The sequence below is a fragment of the Paenibacillus sp. LRG-1 genome (assembly GCF_057220305.1).
On record NZ_CM170126.1, the window covers coordinates 2,555,818 to 2,577,500 of the forward strand.

The following is a 21,683-nucleotide window of genomic DNA, read 5'->3' on the forward strand; positions in this document are numbered from 1 at the left end:
ATTATAACCTACTTGGAGGAATGCAACATGGAACAGGCAAAAGGTTTTCCCAAGAACTTTCTATGGGGCGGGGCAGCCGCTGCCATGCAGATTGAAGGGGCTTACAACGTAGATGGAAGAGGGCTCTCGATTTCTGATGTATTTACCTTTGATCCAGCACTCGACAAAAAGCATTGGCTGGATCAGTGGCATATGATGACCCATGCGCAGGTCAAGGAAGCTTTGGACCCAAACAGCACCAAAAATTATCCAAAACGTCGGGGAAATGATTTCTATCACCGTTATGAAGAAGATATTAATCTGCTGGCCGAGATGGGTTTTAGATGCTTTCGCACTTCCATTTCCTGGACACGTATTTTCCCGAATGGCGACGAGACAGAACCCAATGAGAAAGGGCTGCAATTCTATGACAAGGTTTTTGATGCCCTGCTGGCCAAAGGAATTGAACCTGTCATCTCGCTGACCCATTACGATATGCCTTTGTATCTTGTCACCGAATATGGTGGCTGGAAAAACCGGAAACTGATTGAATTTTTCGTCCGTTTTGCCGAGACTGTATTTACCCGTTACAAGGATAAAGTAAAGTACTGGATTACGTTTAACGAAATGAACTGTGTCAAACATCATCCGTTTGTCAGCGCGGGGATCATTGAAGAGAATCACCCGAATCTGGAGCAGGACAAGTATCAATCTGCCCATCATCAGTTTATAGCCAGCGCGCTGGCAGTCAAAGCCTGTCATGAGATTATACCGAACTCCCAGATTGGGTGTATGATCAGCTATCTGTTGCTTTATCCGAATACTTGCAATCCGGATGATGTGCTTGAATGCCAAAAGGAAGAACGAGTGTCCTTCTTTTTCAGTGATGTACAAGCTAGAGGGTATTATCCGTCCTATACCGCACGTATGTTCAAAGAAAAGGGTGTTGTTCTGCATAAAGAACCTGGCGACGATGAAATCTTGCGAGATAACCTCGTGGACTTCGTGTCCCTGAGCTACTATATGTCCAACAATGCCAGTGCCACTGCCGATCAGCATGCCAAAGCAAGCGGAAATCTGATTGGTGGCGTGAAGAATCCTTACCTCGAGCAGTCCGAGTGGGGATGGCAGATTGATCCTAAAGGATTACGTTATGCGCTCAATAACCTGTATGACCGCTATCAAAAGCCACTGTTCATCTCAGAAAACGGCGTGGGTGCGACAGATCAAATGAATCCTGACGGCACCATTAACGATGATTACCGTATCGACTATCTGAAAAAACATATCGAGCAAATGAGGGAAGCCATTGAGGATGGAGTGGACCTGTTCGGCTACACCGCCTGGGGTCCCATCGACATGATCAGTGCTTCGACCTCACAGGCATCCAAGAGATACGGCTTCGTCTACGTTGACCAGGATGATCTGGGCAACGGAACACTGAACCGCTACAAGAAAAAAAGCTTTGACTGGTATAAAAAAGTGATTGAATCGGGCGGAGAAGTGCTCTAAACGGAGGCGTATGATGCATGAAAGGCTTGAGCCTGCTCTTATGCCTGATCTGGGGCTTTAATTTTGTCATCATGAAATTGGGCAATGGAGCCTTTGAACCTGTTCAATTTGCGGCTCTTCGGTTTCTCACAGGGACGCTACTTCTGTTCGGAATTCTGATGTGGAAACGGGTTCCGAACCCTGACAGGCACACGATAAAATGGTATATACTCTGCGGGATTCTCCAGACTACCTATTTTAATATTGCGATTCAGATATCCCTGAACTACATTAATGCGGGCTTAACCTCCGTGCTTACGTACAGCATGCCGCTGTTTTTATCCATTATGGCTCATTTTATGATTCCAGGTGAGCGGCTGAACACACGCAAAACGATTGGAATTGCTACAGGGGTCTTGGGGCTATTATTTGCTATGGACATTCATTTGGGCGGCAATTTGTGGGCCATGCTGCTTGGGGTGAGTTCAGCGATTGCTTGGGCACTTTCGAACCTGATTATCAAGCTCAAGCTCCAGCATTGCGATAAAACCCAGTTTACGACCTGGCAGATGGCGTTCGGTGCGCTCGGATTGTTATTGTACTCCCTGTTGTTTGAGCGATGGGAGCCGAACTTTAGCGCTGCGTCGATCTTTTATATCTCATTTTCCGGCATTGTGGCGTCTGCTCTTGCATTCCTGCTGTGGACTCATATTCTCACTAGAATGGAAGCAAGTAAAGCTTCTGTTACGCTGTTGCTGGTTCCTATCATCGGTGTTGTGTCCGGCTGGATCTTTCTTCACGAGGCGCTCAAAGCGGCTACCTTGCTTGGCATTTTCTTAGTACTGGCGGGCATCTGGGTTGTGAATCGTTCAGGGACTCCGAAGCCGCAGTAAGCGGATGGAAGGCTTTTTTTAATAAAGGGTTGACAGAAAAAAAGAAACTCTATTATAATGAAGCCAAGAAAACGATTACAAAAATGAATCTCATAATTTTCAGGGTGTTACTATTTTAGGCATAACCTGAATGGAGTTCCGGTAAATGGGCGATAACGTCTATGAAGCGGTATTCTGTTCAGGTTTTTTAGTGTATGCACATTTTTTAACAGAGTCTTTTAAAAAATGGCCTTCCAGTAAATAAAAGCAGGTGGTCGCATGATTTTGAAGAAAGCGCTTAACAACAATGTCGTTTTAGCAGAGGAAGAGGACGCCCAAGAGGTCATTGCGACAGGAAATGGAATCGCATTCAACCTGAAACCGGGGGATACCATCGATGAGCGAAAAATCACGAAGCTGTTTGTAGTCAAAACTCAGGATTTATCCGCGAAGCTGGCGGATTTGCTGAAAGATGTGAAGATGGAATGTATTGAAATCGCGGATGAAATCGTGGAGTATGCCAGACCGAGATTGGCTGGAGACATTAGTGACTATATTTACCTAGCCCTGATCGACCACATTTCATTCGCCATCCAACGGCATGAACGGGGAACACCGATTGAAAACCGATTTCTTTGGGAGATCAAGCGGTTTTATCGCGAAGAATTCGCGATCGGAAAACACGCGCTGGAGATGATTCGTAACAGGATCAACATCACGTTCGATGAGAATGAAGCTGGGTTTATTGCCCTGCATTTCGTCAACGCCCGCCTGGATAACCAGAAGCTTGATCTGACGCTAAAAACGTCAAAAGTCATCAAGGATATTATGGATATTGTAAAATACCACTTCAATGTCGAGATTGATGAAGATTCATGGAATTACAACCGTTTTGTAACCCATCTTAAATTTTTTGCCCAGCGGCTTTTTGCCCACGAATCGGCAGACCCGCAGTACATGAATTTGTTCGAAGACCTGAAAATCAAATTTCCAGAAGAGCACAGATGTGTACAAAAAATAGGGGTGTATGTGAATAAGCAGTTTGAGCAGAAATTAACCAATGATGAAATGATGTATCTTATGATTCACATTTCCAGATTGGTCAACAGAACTGAAAACTAACAGGGTGTTACCATTCGTGGGCATTACCTGAGTGATTTCGATACTAAATTGCATTTTGGTATCGGGGATTACTCAGGTTTTTTTTATATCAACCAGAGAACATTGGAGGCAGGCATTATGAGCAAACATGATGAATTAGCGAAATTCATTGTAACTAATGTAGGCGGAGAAGAAAATATACGTGATCTGTACCATTGTATGACCCGTCTGAGATTTACACTTAAGGATAAGCAAAAAGCCAATAAACAGGCTTTGGAAAATTCCGACAGTGTCATTTCCGTGATAGAAAGCGGAGGGCAGTACCAGGTGGTGATCGGCAATCATGTTAACGAGGTTTATGATACGATTGCGAAGAACTATAACCTTCAGGTAAAAAGCGGCAACGAAAAGAAAGAGGATAATGCAAAGGAAGGTAATTTCATCAGTCGTGCTTTTACCGTCATGAGCTCTATCTTCCAGCCGATTGTACCTGCTTTGGCTGGTGCAGGGATGCTGAAAGCTATCCTGGTTATTCTTACACAGTTAGAGTGGTTGGACAGTGCCTCCAGTACCTATGCTATCCTTGCTGCCGCAGGCAATGGCGTATTTTTCTTCCTGCCACTGATGTTGGCGTTTTCAGCTTCGAGAACATTCAAGACCCAGCCTATCGTATCTGCTGCCATTATGGCCGCTCTGCTGGAGCCTAACTTCACCAAGTTGATGGAAAACACGGGGGATATTGCTTCCTTTATCCACATTCCCGTTGTCCTGATGAGTTATACGACATCCATTATTCCAGCAATTTTAGCCATTTGGCTGTATTCATATCTGGAACGGTTTCTGAAGCGGGTGGTTCCGAAAAGCATTGAATTGTTTATGGTCCCGCTTGTTTCCTTATTAATTATGGTTCCGCTTACCGCCATTGTGATCGGTCCACTGGGAGTGTACACCGGTAAAGGTATTGCGGATGGTATTGAATTTTTGAGTACGCAAAGCGGTCTCTTGACTGGAGCCATTCTGGGAGGCGGCTGGACCTTCCTGGTGATGTTTGGTTTACACTGGGGGATTGCACCTGCGATGATCAACAATCTTTCCCTCAAAGGGTTTGATACGATTCGACCTATGATGGCTTCTGCGACCTTCGCCCAATCCGGTGTCGCTCTTGGGGTCTTTCTGAAAGCCAAGGACAAAAAGCTGAAAGCTTACGCACTGTCATCTATTTTCCCTTCACTGTTCGCTGGTATTACAGAACCTATCGTTTACGGATTGTCCGTGAAGCTGAAAAGACCAATGATTGCCGCCGTCATCGGGGGAATGATCGGAGGGGCCATTGCCGGACATTTCCAAACGACCGTGCTTGCTTATGTGTTCCCGGCAATAACAACGATTCCGGCATTCTTTACGAATACAATTGCTTTTTATTTGATTAGTATCATCATTTCATTTGTGGTTACTACCGTATTGACTTATATTCTGGGCTTTAATGAAGGAAACGGGGCAACGGATGCGGAGACAGGAAAGACGGAAGCAGAAAAATCCGAGCCTGCCTTACAAACTGAACCTGGACATACCGAAGTCACCGAGAATGTCTATGCGCCTATCCATGGCCAAATTGTTCCGCTTCATGAGGTTCCTGATCCTGCGTTCTCTACAGAAGCGATGGGTCAAGGAATAGCCATTCTACCGAGTGAAGGAAAGGTATATTCACCGGTTTCCGGGGTTGTCTCGCTCGTATTTCGAACCGGCCATGCGATAGCCATCACCTCAGATAACCATCTGGATCTGTTAATTCATGTGGGACTAGATACGGTTAAGCTGAAAGGCAGCTATTTCACGAAGCATGTAGAACAAGGGCAACGGATTGAACGAGGCGATTTGCTGCTTGAATTTGATATTCCGAAAATCCAGGCAGCCGGTTATGACCTGACCACTCCGATTATTGTTACCAACAGCACTGCTTACCAAAAGGTTACCCAGACACAGCAAAAATCCGTTGATTTGCAAAGTGTTTTACTCACCGTACATTAAATAAAGGAGGAAATGAGTTATGACAGCACAGATAGCCAAAAGTTTTCCTGATAATTTTCTATGGGGTGGTGCTATAGCAGCGAATCAGGCTGAAGGGGCATGGAACGAGGATGGTAAAGGGCCAGCAATCAGCGATGCATTTCGGGGAGGAATAGTAGGCGGGACGTTTGATGATACGATTGATGAAAACAAGTACTACGCCAGCCATGAAGCGATTGATTTTTACCATCGTTATAAAGAAGATATCGCCCTGTTCGCCGAAATGGGCATGAAATGCTTTCGGACTTCCATTGCATGGTCCCGAATCTTTCCGAATGGGGATGATGCCGAACCAAATGAAAAAGGGCTGCAATTTTACGATGATCTGTTTGATGAGCTACTGAAGTATGGAATTGAGCCGGTCATCACCATTTCTCACTTTGAGCTACCTCTGAATCTGATTCGCAAATACGAAGGCTGGAAAAGCCGCGAGCTGATTGGATTCTACGTAAAGTATGCGGAAGTTGTCTTCAAACGTTATAAAAACAAAGTGAAATATTGGATGAACTTCAACGAAATCAACCATTTTCATACCATTCCTTTGGCGGCAGGAGGCATTGTTGTTCAAGACGATGAGCACAAACTGCCGACCATTTATCAGGCTAGTCACCATGTTTTCGTTGCCAGCGCATTGGCTACTAAATTGTGTCATGAAATTATCCCGGGCGCGATGATGGGCGCTATGTTATCCCTGAGCCCGATCTATCCGAATACCTGCAATCCGGACGATGTGTTTGAAGCCTATGAGCTGAGAAGAAGATCCTTATTTTATTCCGATGTGATCCTTAGGGGCTATTATCCAAGCTATGCCAAACGGATTTGGAAAGAGCATAACATCATGGTTCAAATGGAGCCCGGAGATGAACAATTACTGCGGGAGCATACAGCGGATTATTTAGGATTTAGCTATTATCGAAGTACGACACATAAAGCAGGTATGCCCATCTTGGGCAACACAGGGGGAATTATGGGACTCGACAATCCCTATTTGGAAAAAACGCCATGGGGATGGCCAATTGACCCGAAGGGCTTCCGCTATGTGTGTAATGAGATGTACGACCGATATCAGAAGCCTCTGTTTGTTGTAGAGAACGGCTACGGCAGTCATGATGAAATTTTGGAAGACGGTTCAATTCATGATCCCGAGCGGGTAGACTATCTGAACAAGCATCTGATCCAGCTGCATGAAGCTATTGAGGATGGTTGCGAAGTGCTTGGCTATACCTGGTGGGGTCCAATCGACATTGTCAGTGCGGGAACGGGAGAAATGAAAAAAAGGTACGGCTTTATCTATGTAGACAAAAACAACGATGGTACGGGTACGCTGGAAAGAAGAAAAAAGAACAGCTTCTACTGGTACCAAAAGATTATTGAATCCAATGGGGAAGTATTGTTTGAACAAAATAAAGGAATATAATCCTGTATTCCATAAAAGTCAGAAACGAACCAGCCAGAGATACGATCTTTGGCTGGTTCGTTTGTTTATGTGTAGGAGTAGAGGGGAAAACGGGTTTCAAAATCTGTTTGTCTGCGATTGCTCCTAACCGAAATGCGGCCATCATGCAGCTCGGTAATACTTTTGGTAATCGCAAGGCCCAGTCCGGTGCCTCCGGTTTCCTTGGAACGTGATTTGTCCACCCGGTAAAACCGCTCAAACAAGTGCGGGACATCTTCCGCAGGAATTGGGGTGCCGTAGTTAGTGCAGATTACCACCGCCTCGTCGTCTTCGCGTCCTATGGTGATATCGAGGCGTTTGCCGTCTTTTCCGTATCGAATAGCGTTGGAAAACAAATTTTCATACAGGCGTACCAGCTCGTCGGTATCGGCTAGAATCCGAACAGGCTCGACGATTCGGACACGGTAGGACATGTCCGCCTGTTCCAGCGAGGGTACAAATTCCTCAGCAAGCTGGGTAAGCAATTTGCCGAGATCTACAGGCTCCAGCTCCAGTGGCAGACTGCCACCGCTCACACGCGTGTATTCAAACAGCTCATCGATCAGCTTTTTAAGCGTCAATGACTTTTCATAAGCAATGTTCACATAATAGCGCAGCTCAATTTCATCCCGATAGCGGTCGGTTTCAATATATTCCAAAAAACCGATCACGGATGTTAGCGGGGTACGAAGATCATGAGATACGCCGGTGATCAGGTCGTTTTTGGCTTTGGCGGAAGCCCGTTCTTCTTCCAGTGAGAGACGGAGCTTGTCCGCCATGGTGTTCATATTTTTCGCCAAGGTACCCAGCTCGTCCGCTGAAGAAACAGGGATCGTATAGGACAGATCTCCATCAGCAAACTCCTGCATACCCGTCGTAATTTCGCGAAGATAGCCAATCGTATTTTTGGTAAAAAGGAAAAAGAAATAAATATATAAAGGCAGCCCTCCAATCAGCATGATGAGTGGGGACCCAATATGATTCACGGTCCAGCGAATTAGACGAGTGCCAAAAAATGAACGGGAAGGGTTCAGCCATAGTAGCAAAGATGCTCCATAATAAAACACCATCAAAATCAGTCCGGTTAAAGTGAAGGCGGCAAGGCTAAGGGCTGCCAGCTTCCATCCCAATGTGTCATATCGTTTTGCCTTCAAGACGTGAATCCTCCATTAATCGAATTTTTCCATTTTGTAGCCGATTCCCCACACCGTTTTCAGGTATTTAGGTTTTCTCGGATCAGCCTCAATTTTCTCGCGAATTTTACGCACATGAACCATCAGCGTGTTGTTGGATTCCAGATATTGCTCCTTCCACACTTTTTCATAGATCTGCTCCATGCTCAGCACTTGACCACGATTACGTGCCAACAGCTCGACAATGGCAAATTCACGCGGGGTCAGCTTAATGGATTCTCCGGCGAGAGTGACCTCATGCGTAGCAGAATTAATGGAGAGTTCATCCAGTATCATTTCATGCTCCAATGCAGGGGAGGAGTGGGTGTATTTCCGTACTCTGCGCAGCTGGGATTTGATGCGTGCCACCAGCTCCAACGGGCTGAACGGCTTAGTGACATAATCATCGGCCCCAACGCTGAGTCCTGTGATTTTGTCCATATCTTGTCCCTTCGCAGACAACATAATAATCGGAAAATGCTCGGTTTCTCTGATCTTCATGCAAGCTTCAACCCCGTCCATATTGGGCATCATCACATCAAGCACCATCACATCTATCGATTCCCGACTGACTTGCTCCAGCGCTTCCAATCCGTCTCGTGCCATAAGCAGTCGATATCCTTCATTTTCCAAATGAATTTGCATCAGCTTAATAATTTCAGGTTCATCGTCTACTAATAAAATGGTTCCGTTATGCATGGTTGTGCACCCTTTCTGTTCTTTCCAGCAGTATATAATATGGGCGTATTATATACCTTTTTAAAGATGGAGGCTATGGACACTCATCTCAGTTCGCTTGCTTGGGGTCGTCAGCCTTTGGATAGTGCTGTTTCAGTTGAAGTAATACGGTTTTCTTGCTTGAATTGTCTTTTTTCTATTTCTGGTAGTTGACCGAACAAGATCCAAGCAAATGGCAGGAAACGGGAGATGATCGACACGACGAGCCAAGAGCAAAGAAGTGCAAAGAAAAAACCTCCGGCATACCACACATGAATAAGCTGCGGAGAACCGATATGTGGTGAAAACTGCCGATACAGGAGCAGGAAGAACGGATGAATCAGATACACACCAAAGGACAGTGTGCCCAGACGTTCCAGTTTGCGAGTCACAAAGGAATGTTGTCGTCTAAACATTAAAAAGGAAATCTGTAGTATTACCAGCGTGCTAGACAGGCTGTACATATTATACATAAGTTCAAAAACTAGCGAATTGTACGAGATTCCGTACATTCTATTTTCGTACCACATATAGACATGCATGGTGGCTGAAATCAGCCATAAAGCCCAAATTGCGATCCATGTCAGCACTCCGGCAACACTTCGTTCCCCCTTACGCATCAGAAACCACGTTTTCAGCTGTGGGTAGTAGTAACCGAGAGCAGCACCCAGCATGTAGCAGGCTATATAAGACAGTGCCCAACTGCCCTTATTTTGAACCTGAAATAGAAATTTATTTCCAATAACAAATGACCACTGTACCAACAGCCCAAGGACAATAGACCATTGTGGAAGTTGCCGACAACGTTGGAACAGCCACAGTACGAATGGAAATGCAAGATAGAATTGCATCATAATAAAAATATAATATAAATGAGTATAAGCTTTGCCTGTGGCCAGTTTCAGAGCAAAGTTCTTCGCAAGTGTGGCTATATTCCATGGTTCGGAGCTGCCAGCCGTAAGGGACAGGAAGAAAAAAAACAGAGAGAACATGACATAAGGTAAGAGGATGTACAGCAATCTCTGCTTATAAAAGCGGCTTAAGAGCTGTCGTCCCATCGGACGATCCTTGTAGTTGTAGAACAGCACCATGCTGCTAAGCGCGATAAATACGGGGGTTCCATACTTCATCAACACATTGAGCGCATTGTATACAACATAAAGACTGGAATTTGTAAGCTGAACCGTTGCATAAGAAGTGGCATGTACCATCAAGACGGCTAAAATCGCCATGGCTCTGACCAACTGCAATTCGGGAATTTTTTCTTTGGTCTTAGGCTTCATAAGCTTCATTTCCTTTCAGGAGTGAACTGTATCTTGTTGAACTCTTTCTATTAAAAGATAAAGTTCTTAACAACCCTGAAGGGAAGGGCTTAAGAAACGCTTATGAACTTCTTAACTTTTGTTAAGAATTGAGGATTTTGCAAAAATCCCATAAGCGACTTCCAATGAACAAGATATAGATTGAAATGGTTTAGTCCGTCTATATATGCACTTCGGAGCGACTGGAATCGAATTTTGCAAAATCCTGAATTAAGAAAAGAACTTCCATAGCCTCAAAATGAGTGACATGGAAGTTCTTTTTTATACTCATGATCATTCGTTATTTGCAGCGTTTGATAGGTGCGCGTCTAATTTGTCCACGAATGGCACCGTTCGGATGACGGATGGTGTGGACATTGACGTAGGCATTGCCCTCTCTAATTTGGCACACCAAATCATAAATGGTTCTGCCTCTGAGCGGACCGGTAAGATCACATGCACGGAGCACGCCGCTAACGACGCCTCTTCTAACGGTTATCCCAAACTTCGAAGGACCAAACAGTGTAGCAACAACAGGGCCATTTTCACCTCTTCGTCCCAGATGAATATGCGCTTCGGTTACCCGTGAGATATTGCGTACAGTCAGTTCAAAGCTTAATTGTTGGCTCGTTGGACGGTAACGAAATTCGGCTGTTCCTGTCGCATTTGTTCTGACAGGAGGCACTTCATTAGCCCCCCTTAAGGTGGCTCTAAACTTATTAGACATGACATCCCTCCTTTCCCAGTGTTGGTTTAGTGTATTCACAGGGCCAGGAAAAGGGCTGCACAATAGCCTATTCATCAGAAGTTGTGTGTTTTACAAGATATTCAGTCCAAGCACAAAACAAACTTTTTCATAGTCTATGAGTATCTGGTAGAGAGAGGAGGGGAAACCATGGGAACATTTATTGATGGGAGAACATCCCAAAACGCTTCGACAGCTAACTCTATTGCCATTCCGATCACTCTTTTAAATACGCCTCAATTGTTTGGGCAGATCGGATTAAACACACTGGGAGCTACAGGTACGCCACGGGTTCTGCTTAAAGGAACCATATCGCTTCAACTTCCGCTTGCTTTAGTCGGAATAACGATCACTATTGTAAGAGGTACCCTGGTAACTGACCCTGTTGTTTATTCGGCTACGTCTACTTTCAGTTTGAGTTTATTAGCTCCACAGGTTATTGCGTTCTCAGCCGATGACTTTAACCCGCCGATTACACCACAATTGGTTTATACAGCTTTTGTTTCTTCTAACCTGCTGGGTACAGTACGAGTAGGTCCAGAGAGCTTTGACGGAATTTTGGTTGCGGATTAATGTAGTAATTTTGATATGACGAAATATTGCTTCATAAAGCTTCGCAGTTGTAACTGCGAGGCTTTTTTGTGTACAAGTACAAGTTTCAGCTTAACGAATAAACTACTTTTCTTTTGCATAAGAATTACATAGGCATAACCCTGCAACAATTGGTAGAATTTTATGTATGCGCTTACAAAAAATAAAATATCCTTTGCTTCGTACAATTAAAAATCTGGAGGAGGAATGAAGAATGAAGTGGAAAAAAGGATTGACTGGTATGCTTTTAGTAGCTTTTTTATGTGGTGCACCTGGTGGGGGCATAGCTACGCCGGCACATGCATCCGCTGGCGAGTACAAGTTTGATTTTGGCGGAGGTACGGTCGAAACGGGTTATACCGGTGTGAGTGCTTCGCTGTCCTATGACTCAGCACGTGGGTATGGCTTTCGTACCCCTGAGAATATGCGTAATGTCAGCGCTTCGGGGACTGGAGTGGCAAGTGATGCGGTACGGTTCCTGGCTACAGGTACGAAAAGCGAGAATACTTTTGACGTTGATCTTCCTCCTGGTTTGTATGAGGTGTCGGTTACTTTAGGAGATACCTCTCGTTCGAGTATTGCGGCTGAAGGGGTGTATCAGGTCATTAATATGACAGGGAATGGGGCCAAGGATCGTTTTCAAATTCCAGTGACAGATGGACAGCTAAATCTGCTGGTTACTGAAGGCAAAGAGGGCGCGGTCTTCACACTCAGTGCATTGGAAATCAGGCAATTATCTAGCAATCCGGTTACGAATCGAACGATTTATATCGGTGGAGATTCTACGGTTTGTAACTATTATCCGCTAGATAGCAGCGTACAGGCGGGATGGGGTCAACTGCTGCCAGAGTTTGTGAACACGAATACTTTTCAAATTCGCAATATGGCGTCAGGAGGCCAAATTGCTAGAGGCTTCCACCAGGACGGTCAGTTGGAGGCCATCGTCCAATATATTAAGCCGGGGGATTATTTTATTCTCCAATTGGGCATCAATGACACCAATCCAAAGCATAACGAAAGCGAAGCCGAGTTTAAGGACTGGATGAAGGATATGATTCGGCAGGTTAAGGCTAAAGGGGCGACGGTAATCCTGTCAACTCCGCAAGGACGAGCCACTGACTTTAATGCTAACAATGTACACAACGCAGAAAATAGATGGTATAGAAGCGCTATTTTGGCACTGGCTCAAGAGGAACAAACGCCTTTAGTCGACCTGAATGTTCTTAGCTCAGCTTATTTCACTTCTATTGGTAAAGACGCTACACTGGCCTTGTATATGAACGGTGATACACTCCATCCAAACTATGAAGGTGCAAGGGAACTGGCCCGCTTGGTAGCACAGGATTTAAAAAGGCAGGGTCTGAGCGGATTCTAAATTTAAACGATGGGTTTTCCCCTGCTTCTTACATTCGTAGGAGCAGGGGTTTTTAGCCTCTGTTCAGGGTGCTATAATTATTGAAAAAGCAATAGTAATACGGAGGAATTAGAACATGCAGCCTTTCACTGCCCGTGTGCTTCAAATTATACTGTTGATCCCTGAGGGAAAAGTAATGACTTACGGTCAAATTGCGGCAGAGGCCGGAAGCCCAAGAGGTGCCAGACAGGTGGTGCGAATTTTGCATACATTGAGCCAAAAACACCGACTTCCTTGGCATAGAGTGGTCAACCGTTTGGGGGAGATTGCTTTGCAGGAGGATGAGTCCGCATCCCTGCAGCGTCTGTATTTGGAGGAGGAAGGCATACGTTTTAATGAAAGCGGGCGTATTCCACTCGATCAATATCTCTATGATCCGCAGGCGGAGATGGAAGAATAGGAACGGAACAAGCTATGCGGTTTTATATTAGATTTGATGATCACAAAAATCCGGGACAAATCAATTATCGATTTGTCCCGGATTTTTTTCATCTAGCATACGAAGCAGATAACTAGAGGTAATCTGTTATTTATAGCATAAGATTCACTTGTCATTTTATCCGATGAGATGCTGCTGATCCCGTTGGGCAAGGTGAAAAGAAATGCTGTTCATCAGCGGTATATCGTTATTTTTCCGGGCTTCCCGGATCAGTTGTTTCTTTTTTTGTTCTGATTCACGTAAAAAGCGGGTCATCCACAAATCAGACGGTTCGTTAGTGGTTGTCATGCGAGATTCTTTTATCATCTATTAACCCTCCCAGTGAGCGGCTGTTATTCTTTCTCTAGTATATGTTCCAAACCTTAATAGATGCTGTTGGTTTCCTTAAAATTAGCTGAAAATTAGGTAAAGTTCAGGTAAAAATAGGTTGAATCAATATCTCATTGGACGAAAAGTAGTATAAAGCGAGTAATCAGGAAGTAAAGGTTACAAAAATGTATTGTTTTGACACCTTGTACCAACATAAACCTGAAAGTACAATTAGAATGCAAAGAGTTCGTGGAAGTTTATGTCGAAAAAAATGGAAAAGATTCGGGGAATGAACCGAAAGGGGAGAGATTCATCTATGAAGCAAAAAGCGGCTGTCGTGCTGCTTGTATTGTCCTTATCATCAGGATTGGCCTCCACTGTACAGTCTGAGAGTTTATCAGGAAATGTAGCATCAAGTACGTCGGTTAGTCCATCTACTGCGGCTACATCGAAGACATCATCCGTAACGGGTCAGGCTTTACCTACATTAACACTCAAGCAGGCCGTGGAATGGGCACAGACGAACAGTTACAATACGCGTACCGCCGAACGGGACGTAGAGCGTCGCAGAATGGAACTGAAAAATGCAGAAAAGGATCTGGGAAATGCATTTGTTGATTTTATAGACGGTGAATATGTTGATGATAATACCTCTTGGAGAAGTTATAACTCTTCGACGCTATCTTATCTAGCCAGCAAAAAGCAGGCGCAGTTCGCCAAAGACCAGATTTATTTTAATGTGATGAAAAGCTATCAAAGTGTGTTCGTGGCAGAGAATCAAGTGAAAAATGATCTAGAAGCGCTTGAAATTGCCCAAGCGGAGGAAAAGATTGCACTTGCCAAATTTGCGCGCGGCAAGCTGTCTGAGTATGCGAAAAACGAGAGTACACAGGCCAGAAGCCAGGCTCAGCAAACAGTAGAACAGGGGAAAATTGCGTTGCAAAAATCAAGGGATGCTCTGAACTTCCTCATGGGACAACCTAACGGAACAGCCTATGAAATGGTTGATCGACCCGTATACAAGGAACCAAAGAAACTGGATATCGAATTACATATACAACAGCTGACAGACATGAATCCGAACTTATGGAAGCTGGAGGATAGCATCAAAACTTCGGAACTTAATGTGAGATACTTCGATTTTAACAACGGTGCGGGTGCTTACGATCTAGCTAAAATGGATGTCGATACGGCTAAAGAGGAGCTTGACAAAGGTCAAAAGGTTTTTGCCGAATCACTCCGTAATTTGTATGCCACGGTTAAGGAAAACCAAAAAAAATATGTACAACTGGAAGAAAGCTTGCGTACGGCAAAAGAGGCCTTGGAGTTATCGCGCAAAAAGTGGGACAGAGGTCTAATTATCGAGATGGAATTGAAAAATAATCAGTTGAAAGTGAACCAGATTGAACGGCAAATGGAAGAGCTGGCGATCGAGTTGGATCAAAATGAGTATACGTTGAACAAGCCATGGAGCACATAGGGAGGAAAAGGCGTTGGCAGAAACGGTTTTAAATGATGCTTTAATCAAGTTACGGAAAAAACGGAGAAAAAAGTGGATATGGACTGCAATTGTTCTACTGGTTGTAGGTGGAGGCGGAACAGCAGTATATCTGAGTCTGCCCAAGGAGCAGGCGGCACCTTTGGTTCAGGATGAGACGCTTAAAGTAGAGCGCGGCGATGTGAGTGAGAAGCTGGACACGTCCGGTACCGTGCAAGCGTCCAAGGAAGTGAAGTTAAACTTCACGAGTGCAGGTGATAACAAGCTGGCAGTGGTAAATGTGAAAGCCGGGGACAAGGTGAAAAAAGGACAGGTGCTGGCTCTTCTGGACAGTTCAGAAATTAAAATGCAAATTCAGACTGCGTCTGATACTTTGGAAATATCCAAATCCAAGCTGGCTGAATTGGAGAAAGGTCCGAAGGCAGAGGACATTGAAATTCAGAAAACAAATGTACTTCGGGCCAAAATGGCTATCGATACAGCGCAAGAATCATTTGAGCTGGAAGAAGCCGAAAGTCAGAAGAAAACTTCCCAAAAGCAGTTGGAACAGGCGCGAAAGGCATATGAAGACCAAAAGTTTTTACATGATGCCGGTGCGGTGTCCAACAGTGAATTGGAGCAGGCAGAGCAAGCACTGGATAAAGCACAGACGGACTATGATGGTCTGGATCTGCAGTTCCGCAAAATCATGTCGCAAAAACGTCGCACCATTTCAGAAGCTGAAATCGGATATCGTACGGCAATGGCAGAGCTTCGCAAAATTCAGGTTCCGGCTGATGCATCCAATATTCAAGCCTCACGGATAGAGGTTCGAAGACAGGCGACGGAACTGGAGCAGAAGAAAAATGAATTGAACAAGCTTCAGGTCACAGCACCTTGGGACGGGGTAATCTTGAAGGTGAACGGGGATGTAGGGACCAGTCCGACGGCTCCATTCATTGTCATGAATAACTCGGATTCCAACGATCTTAAGGTGGTTGTGAAGGTAAGTCAGACCGACATTGTCAAAGTAAAGAAGGGTCTTTCAGCCGTGTTGACTACCAATGCATATCCGGGTGAATCATTTCCAGGGAAGGTGCAATTCGTCTCACCGGAAGCCTCTACGGATGAAGGGATGACGACGTATCTGATGGAATTGTCTGTTCATGACCCGAAAGGCAAGCTCAAAACGGGCATGATTATGAATGTGGCCGTTATTTTGGGAGTACACAAAAATGTGCTGTTCGTACCTGCTACTGCGCTGAGATCGGAAGGGGGACAGGATGGTGTGTATGTTTCCGCTAATAACGCTGCGAATCCAGGGGCGCGCACATTCAAGCCCGTAGAACTCGGATTTTACACGCCAGATCGAGTCGAGCTCAAGTCAGGTGTAAAGGAGGGTGACACGCTTATTGTGCCTGCTCCTGAACCTCCGCCGGACCCTTCTGCTATGGGCGGCATGCAGGGAGGCTTTTAAACGGGTATGAGATACGTCATTCAGATTGAGGATTTGAAAAAAGTGTATCAGGTCGGAGATCAGGAAATTCATGCCCTGCGTGAGGTACAACTTGATATTGCTGACGGTGATTTTGTTGCGATCATGGGACCGTCTGGATCAGGCAAGTCCACGATGATGAATGTCATCGGCTGTCTGGATTTACCTACATCGGGACAATTTTATTTGGATGGCTATTCGATATTAGATGCCCGCGAGGATGAACTGGCTATTATACGTAATCAGAAAATCGGATTTGTATTTCAAAAATTCCATTTGCTCCCGCGAGCAACGGCTTTGGAGAATGTGGAACTGCCTATGATCTATGCGGGTATTCCTGCCAAGGAGCGTCGTTTGCGGGCAATGGAGGCTCTTACTAGCGTAGGTCTAGGCGATCGGATGAACAATAGGCCAAACGAATTGTCAGGCGGTCAGCAGCAGCGGGTGTCTATTGCGCGCGCACTTGTGAACAATCCGGTCATTCTCTTGGCGGATGAACCGACAGGCGCATTGGACTCCAAAACAAGTGTTGAAATAATGGGGATTTTTCAGCGTCTGAATGATCAGGGGAAAACGGTTGTATTGGTTACTCATGATCAGGAGGTTGCGGAATACGCCAAGCGTCTGATTCATTTTCGGGATGGGCGGATTGAAGAGGATCAGCCTGTTGGGAAACGAAGAATGGCGGCAGAGGAAGTGAAGGCATGAAGTTTAAGGAAATTATCCGTGTATCGCTCAACAGTTTGCGAACCAATATGCTGCGATCTTTGCTGACCATGGTGGGCATTATTATCGGAGTGGCCGCTGTGATTATGATTGTAGCCATCGGTAAAGGATCAACGGCTACGATTACATCTCAGATCAACAGTATGGGAAATAATCTGCTGATGATCTATCCTTATGCTCCATATGATGGCTCCAGCTCCATGTCGTTCAGTCAGACGAAAGGAATATCTCTGGAAGATATTGATGCGCTAGAGGAGCAAAAAGCAGTAGCAGAGGTAGCGCCAAGTGCCATGACCAATGCAGATATTACGTGGAGTCGCAATAAGGTCAGCGCGCAAATTGAGGGGACTTCGCTGGCATTCGTTCATGTGAGAAAGCTGTCACTAGCTCAAGGCAGGTCGTTTACCCACTATGAAGTGGATAAACAAATGAATGTGGCCGTGCTTGGGAGTGATGCGGCCCGTAATATTTTTGGTCCGGATGCCTCAAGAGCGGTCGGTGAGACGATCATGATTAAACAGCTTCCTTTTAAGGTGGTTGGTGTGCTGGCAAATTCCAATTCCAATATGAGTAACAGTGGTCAGCAGGTATATGTACCGATTACAACGGGGATGGAACGGCTAGGCAATATGAGTATTCAGCAGGTGAACGCCTCTGCAACAACAGAGGAGAAGATTAATCAGGCAAGTGCTGAAATTCGGCAGGTGCTACGTGCCAGACATGAGCTAAAGCCATCAGAGGGCGATGACTTTCAGATCATGACCCAGACGGAAATCTTAAAAACAGTGTCCGGGGTTGATCGGATTATGAATATGCTGCTGGCCGGTGTAGCTGCAATTGCGCTTGGCGTTGGAGGTGTCGGCATTATGAATATTATGCTGGTGTCCGTCACGGAACGTACGAGGGAGATCGGGATTCGTAAAGCGATTGGTGCGCAACGCAGTGATATTATGCTGCAGTTTGTGGCTGAGGCTGTTTTTCTCAGTCTGATGGGTGGACTGGTTGGCGTAATGGTGGGTCTCGGAGGTGCAAAGCTGCTCGAGAAATTCGTCCAAATGCCGATTGTGTATTCGATAGAGCCCGTGCTGTACTCTTTTCTGTGCTGTATGGGGGTTGGAGTGTTGTTCGGAGTATATCCGGCGCGAAAGGCGTCGAAGCTGCGTCCAATTGATGCTTTAAGATACGAATAAGGGAGCGGGTACTTCGCCTTACTCGAAAGAGCAGGGTGCAAAGTACCCGTTTTTTGTGTTAAATAAGTGTTTTAAATGATAAAAAGACATGAATAACCGCCTTAATTTTATATATGTGATGTTTTATATGCTTTTTAAGGTTGATTTATTGTTATATATGACGTATTATATTCAATATTAGATCGCAAGAAAAAAGGAGGGACGTTCATCATCGACCTTACGGCAAGACAAGTAGAAATTTTAAACATCGTACAAAAGCATGCCCCGATTACCGGGGATCAGATTGCGGAAATGCTTAATCTCAGCAAGGCGACCATTCGGACCGACCTATCCAAATTGGGCATTCTGAATTACATAGATGCAAAGCCCAAGGTCGGATATTTTGTTGGAAAGCGGGGCACGCCGAACCGGGAGGAAAAATTCCGGCTGTTGCAAATGAAGGTCGGCGATCTTCATGGGGTTCCAGTCATCGTACGAGAAACAACCACGATTCAGGAAGCTGTCGTAGCTCTCTTTTTGGAAAATGTGAGCAATTTGATCGTCACCGATGAAGACGGAGATTTGGCAGGGGTAGCTTCCCGCAAGGATTTGCTTAAGGTAACGTTAGGGAATCCCAATGCAGCAACCATTCCTGTCAGCCTTGTGATGACCCGACAGGCGAATGTTGTCACCGTTTCCCCAGAGGATACGGTATTAGAGGCAGCGCGCAAAATTATTGCCCGTCAAATCGACAGCCTGCCTGTTGTCGTCCCTTCCGACTCCGACAAGCCAGGGGAGCACTGGAAAGTCGTGGGACGCATTACAAAAACGAATATTATTAAAATGTTGCTCGATATGGTAGCAGAGGATTAATGGGAGGAATCGAATGGTTCAGGTGAGCAGTCATTTTATAGCGATCTGTTCAGACTCGATTGGCGAGACGGCAGAAGCTGTCGTACAGGCGACCATGCGCCAATTTGAGTTACCGGACACAGAGATCAAAAGATTTATGAACGTGAGGGATGAAGACGAACTGAGCCGGGTGATGGAGGAAGTTGCCGAGCGTAAAGGCTTCGTAGCTTATACGCTGGTACAGCCAGAATTGAGAGAAGCGATGAAAGAGGAGGCTGTCCGGCTGAATGTGCGGGCTGTCGACATTATGGGACCGATGATGCAGGCGTTTGCTGATACGTTCCATAACGATCCCAAAGAGAAGCCTGGTCTGCTGCACCGACTGGACGATAACTATTTTCGCCGTGTAGAGGCCTTGGATTTTGCGGTTCAATATGATGATGGCAAAGATGTGAGCGCCATTCTCAAAGCGGATATTGTATTGCTTGGAGTATCCCGTATTTCCAAAACCCCTTTATCCATGTTTCTCGCGCATAAAGGTTATAAAACGGTCAACATACCGATTGTACCGGAGCTGACACCGCCTGTTCAGTTGAAGGATGTTCAGCGTGGTCGAGTGTTCGGATTAACGATCGAGCCAGAGTTACTGTTGAAAATACGCAGTGAGCGACTAAAGGTTATGGGGCTTCCTAATAATGTGCAGTATGCTACAGCGATGAGGGTAGAAGAGGAAATAGCGTATGCGCAGTCTTTGTTTAAAGAGCTGAATTGTCCGGTTATTGATGTTACAGATAAGGCGATTGAAGAGACGGCAGGTTTAATTATCAGAATGTTATAGAGCCTAGTAGCTGCTCATATAACTAAAAATTAAAATCGTAGGATACAGGAGTTTAATAGATAAATAGAAAGATTGCAGCAAAGTTGCCCTAAATAGTTCATTTGCTTAAGGGTAACAATTAATTTTTAGGAGAGGTGGAGGGATAGGTATGGAGAGTCAAATGGCATTGGAATTCGTTCGGGTAACAGAGGCAGCGGCACTGCAATCAGCACAATGGACAGGGCGTGGAGATAAGAATAGCGCAGACGAGGCGGCTACGGTAGCCATCCGCACTCATTTTAATGCGGTATCCATGGACGGCACGGTCGTCATTGGCGAAGGCGAAATGGATGAGGCTCCCATGCTGTATATCGGGGAAAGAGTAGGCAATCGCAGAGGACCGGCTATGGACATCGCTGTCGATCCACTAGAGGGAACCGAAACGGTAGCAAATGGTTTGAATAACGCTCTGTCGGTCATTGCTGCTGCACCTCGTGGTAGTCTACTCCACGCTCCGGATATGTACATGCAAAAAATGGCCGTTGGCCCGGCATTGGCTGGAAAGCTATCACTTGAGGACCCAATTCCAACTACATTGTCAAAAGCTGCACGAGTACTCGGTAAATCCTTGTCTGATCTTACCGTGTCTATTCTTGATCGTACACGGCACGCCGGGATCATCAAGCTTCTGCGGGAAAGCGGCGTTCGAATCAAACTGCTTGGCCATGGGGATGTGATGGGTGCGATTGAAACATGCCTGGATAGCGGTGTAGATTTGCATATCGGTTCTGGTGGCGCTCCTGAGGGTGTATTGGCCGCTGCAGCACTGAAATGTATGGGCGGAGAAATCCAGGGTCGCCTGCTGCCTCATGGTGAAGAAGAGATTGAGCGTTGCAAGCGTATGGGCATTACTGATCCCGGTGCGTTGCTCTCCATGGATGATATGGTCGGACGCCAAGGCGTGATGTTTGTGGCTACAGGTGTGACACCTGGAGAGTGGTTGCAGGGGGTTCGTTCTCTTCCTGGTCACAGAGCGGAAACTCATTCAGTCGTAATGCACTCAGAAACAAAAACGATTCGCTTCGTGCGGAGTATTCATCATACAGCGGATTCTTCCGGTACGCTTGCGGTAGCGGCATCCTCTTGAACATTGAAGTCATGGCTTCCTAAATCTGTTCCCACAGTAGGCGAAAGGTTCTTCTTCACCTTGCATCGTCCAGAGGTGAATTCAAAGCAGAAGTTTCGTATGCTGTAAACACAATACGGAGATTAAGTTTATCGTTTAACAAACAAGGAACGATAGTTCAAAAAAACAGCGGTATCTAGGACTCATCCAAGGATACCGCTGTTTTTCATATTTCGGGGTCATTCTAACTGTCATGGAACAGATGAAGTTATCAACTCCATGGAATACGCATCGAGTATAACCTCACTTTCATTGAGTGACGTAAGCATAATTATTTTTGCCGTTTTTTGGTCCGTATTAGAAATGTGGTTTTCATTTACGTGCTTTT

Annotated in this window: 20 protein-coding genes; 15 read left to right on the top strand and 5 right to left on the bottom strand. The window is 45.5% G+C overall.

Annotated features, from left to right (window positions below; genetic code table 11):
- Positions 1-27 precede the first annotated feature (27 nt).
- From ACUUJN_RS11695 to ACUUJN_RS11715, 5 genes are all read left to right on the top strand, one after another.
- Positions 28-1,491, top strand: a complete 1,464-nt coding sequence (locus tag ACUUJN_RS11695) for a glycoside hydrolase family 1 protein (RefSeq protein WP_068940817.1) — start codon at positions 28-30, stop codon at positions 1,489-1,491.
- A 17-nt stretch (positions 1,492-1,508) separates the two neighbouring features.
- A complete protein-coding gene (locus tag ACUUJN_RS11700) occupies positions 1,509-2,363 on the top strand; it encodes a DMT family transporter (RefSeq protein ID WP_484669659.1) in 855 nt (284 codons plus the stop codon).
- Between the two features lie 258 nt (positions 2,364-2,621).
- A complete protein-coding gene (licT, locus tag ACUUJN_RS11705) occupies positions 2,622-3,464 on the top strand; it encodes a BglG family transcription antiterminator LicT (RefSeq protein WP_023988429.1) in 843 nt (280 codons plus the stop codon).
- Positions 3,465-3,581: 117 nt separating this feature from the next.
- Positions 3,582-5,471 carry a beta-glucoside-specific PTS transporter subunit IIABC gene (locus ACUUJN_RS11710; protein ID WP_418027752.1) on the top strand — a complete coding sequence of 630 codons (1,890 nt, stop codon included), beginning with the start codon at positions 3,582-3,584 and terminating at the stop codon, positions 5,469-5,471.
- A 19-nt stretch (positions 5,472-5,490) separates the two neighbouring features.
- A complete protein-coding gene (locus ACUUJN_RS11715; protein WP_076294834.1) occupies positions 5,491-6,927 on the top strand; it encodes a glycoside hydrolase family 1 protein in 1,437 nt (478 codons plus the stop codon).
- Between the two features lie 65 nt (positions 6,928-6,992).
- On the opposite strand, the gene ACUUJN_RS11720 is transcribed toward ACUUJN_RS11715, so the two are convergent.
- The 4 genes from ACUUJN_RS11720 to ACUUJN_RS11735 all read right to left on the bottom strand — a co-directional run bounded on the left by ACUUJN_RS11720 (position 6,993) and on the right by ACUUJN_RS11735 (position 10,862).
- Complete coding sequence (locus ACUUJN_RS11720) at positions 6,993-8,099, bottom strand: sensor histidine kinase (RefSeq protein WP_028542331.1); 1,107 nt, start codon at positions 8,097-8,099, stop codon at positions 6,993-6,995.
- Positions 8,100-8,114: 15 nt separating this feature from the next.
- Positions 8,115-8,816, bottom strand: coding sequence for a response regulator transcription factor (locus ACUUJN_RS11725; protein ID WP_484669660.1), 702 nt, complete (start codon positions 8,814-8,816; stop codon positions 8,115-8,117).
- A gap of 110 nt (positions 8,817-8,926) precedes the next feature.
- A complete protein-coding gene (locus tag ACUUJN_RS11730; RefSeq protein WP_484669661.1) occupies positions 8,927-10,117 on the bottom strand; it encodes an acyltransferase in 1,191 nt (396 codons plus the stop codon).
- A gap of 319 nt (positions 10,118-10,436) precedes the next feature.
- Positions 10,437-10,862 carry a CHRD domain-containing protein gene (locus ACUUJN_RS11735; protein WP_023988435.1) on the bottom strand — a complete coding sequence of 142 codons (426 nt, stop codon included), beginning with the start codon at positions 10,860-10,862 and terminating at the stop codon, positions 10,437-10,439.
- 168 nt (positions 10,863-11,030) lie between these two features.
- On the opposite strand from ACUUJN_RS11735, the gene ACUUJN_RS11740 reads away from it, so the two are divergent.
- The 3 genes from ACUUJN_RS11740 to ACUUJN_RS11750 all read left to right on the top strand — a co-directional run bounded on the left by ACUUJN_RS11740 (position 11,031) and on the right by ACUUJN_RS11750 (position 13,285).
- Positions 11,031-11,453, top strand: coding sequence for a hypothetical protein (locus tag ACUUJN_RS11740; RefSeq protein WP_023988436.1), 423 nt, complete (start codon positions 11,031-11,033; stop codon positions 11,451-11,453).
- 232 nt (positions 11,454-11,685) lie between these two features.
- The gene (locus ACUUJN_RS11745) at positions 11,686-12,846 is read left to right on the top strand and encodes a rhamnogalacturonan acetylesterase (RefSeq protein WP_209942030.1); all 1,161 of its coding nucleotides are present in this window, start codon (positions 11,686-11,688) and stop codon (positions 12,844-12,846) included.
- Between the two features lie 115 nt (positions 12,847-12,961).
- A complete protein-coding gene (locus ACUUJN_RS11750; RefSeq protein ID WP_023988438.1) occupies positions 12,962-13,285 on the top strand; it encodes an MGMT family protein in 324 nt (107 codons plus the stop codon).
- A 156-nt stretch (positions 13,286-13,441) separates the two neighbouring features.
- On the opposite strand, the gene ACUUJN_RS11755 is transcribed toward ACUUJN_RS11750, so the two are convergent.
- A complete protein-coding gene (locus tag ACUUJN_RS11755) occupies positions 13,442-13,630 on the bottom strand; it encodes a hypothetical protein (RefSeq protein ID WP_013370989.1) in 189 nt (62 codons plus the stop codon).
- Between the two features lie 319 nt (positions 13,631-13,949).
- Here ACUUJN_RS11755 and ACUUJN_RS11760 point away from each other — a divergent pair, with 319 nt between their 5' ends.
- The 7 genes from ACUUJN_RS11760 (at position 13,950) to glpX (ending at position 21,316) form a co-directional block, all read left to right on the top strand.
- Positions 13,950-15,113: a TolC family protein gene (locus ACUUJN_RS11760; protein ID WP_484669662.1), complete on the top strand. Its 1,164-nt coding sequence runs from the start codon at positions 13,950-13,952 to the stop codon at positions 15,111-15,113.
- Between the two features lie 13 nt (positions 15,114-15,126).
- Positions 15,127-16,587 carry an efflux RND transporter periplasmic adaptor subunit gene (locus ACUUJN_RS11765; RefSeq protein ID WP_053325356.1) on the top strand — a complete coding sequence of 487 codons (1,461 nt, stop codon included), beginning with the start codon at positions 15,127-15,129 and terminating at the stop codon, positions 16,585-16,587.
- A gap of 6 nt (positions 16,588-16,593) precedes the next feature.
- Positions 16,594-17,313: an ABC transporter ATP-binding protein gene (locus tag ACUUJN_RS11770; RefSeq protein ID WP_023988440.1), complete on the top strand. Its 720-nt coding sequence runs from the start codon at positions 16,594-16,596 to the stop codon at positions 17,311-17,313.
- Positions 17,310-18,521, top strand: coding sequence for an ABC transporter permease (locus tag ACUUJN_RS11775; RefSeq protein ID WP_023988441.1), 1,212 nt, complete (start codon positions 17,310-17,312; stop codon positions 18,519-18,521). Before ACUUJN_RS11770 ends, ACUUJN_RS11775 begins: the two co-directional genes overlap by 4 nt.
- Positions 18,522-18,758: 237 nt before the next feature.
- Positions 18,759-19,373, top strand: a complete 615-nt coding sequence (locus tag ACUUJN_RS11780; protein ID WP_223822107.1) for a helix-turn-helix transcriptional regulator — start codon at positions 18,759-18,761, stop codon at positions 19,371-19,373.
- Between the two features lie 13 nt (positions 19,374-19,386).
- Positions 19,387-20,190: a pyruvate, water dikinase regulatory protein gene (locus ACUUJN_RS11785; RefSeq protein ID WP_025723337.1), complete on the top strand. Its 804-nt coding sequence runs from the start codon at positions 19,387-19,389 to the stop codon at positions 20,188-20,190.
- A gap of 148 nt (positions 20,191-20,338) precedes the next feature.
- Positions 20,339-21,316, top strand: a complete 978-nt coding sequence (gene glpX, locus ACUUJN_RS11790; RefSeq protein ID WP_013310165.1) for a class II fructose-bisphosphatase — start codon at positions 20,339-20,341, stop codon at positions 21,314-21,316.
- The last annotated feature ends 367 nt before the right edge of the window (positions 21,317-21,683 follow it).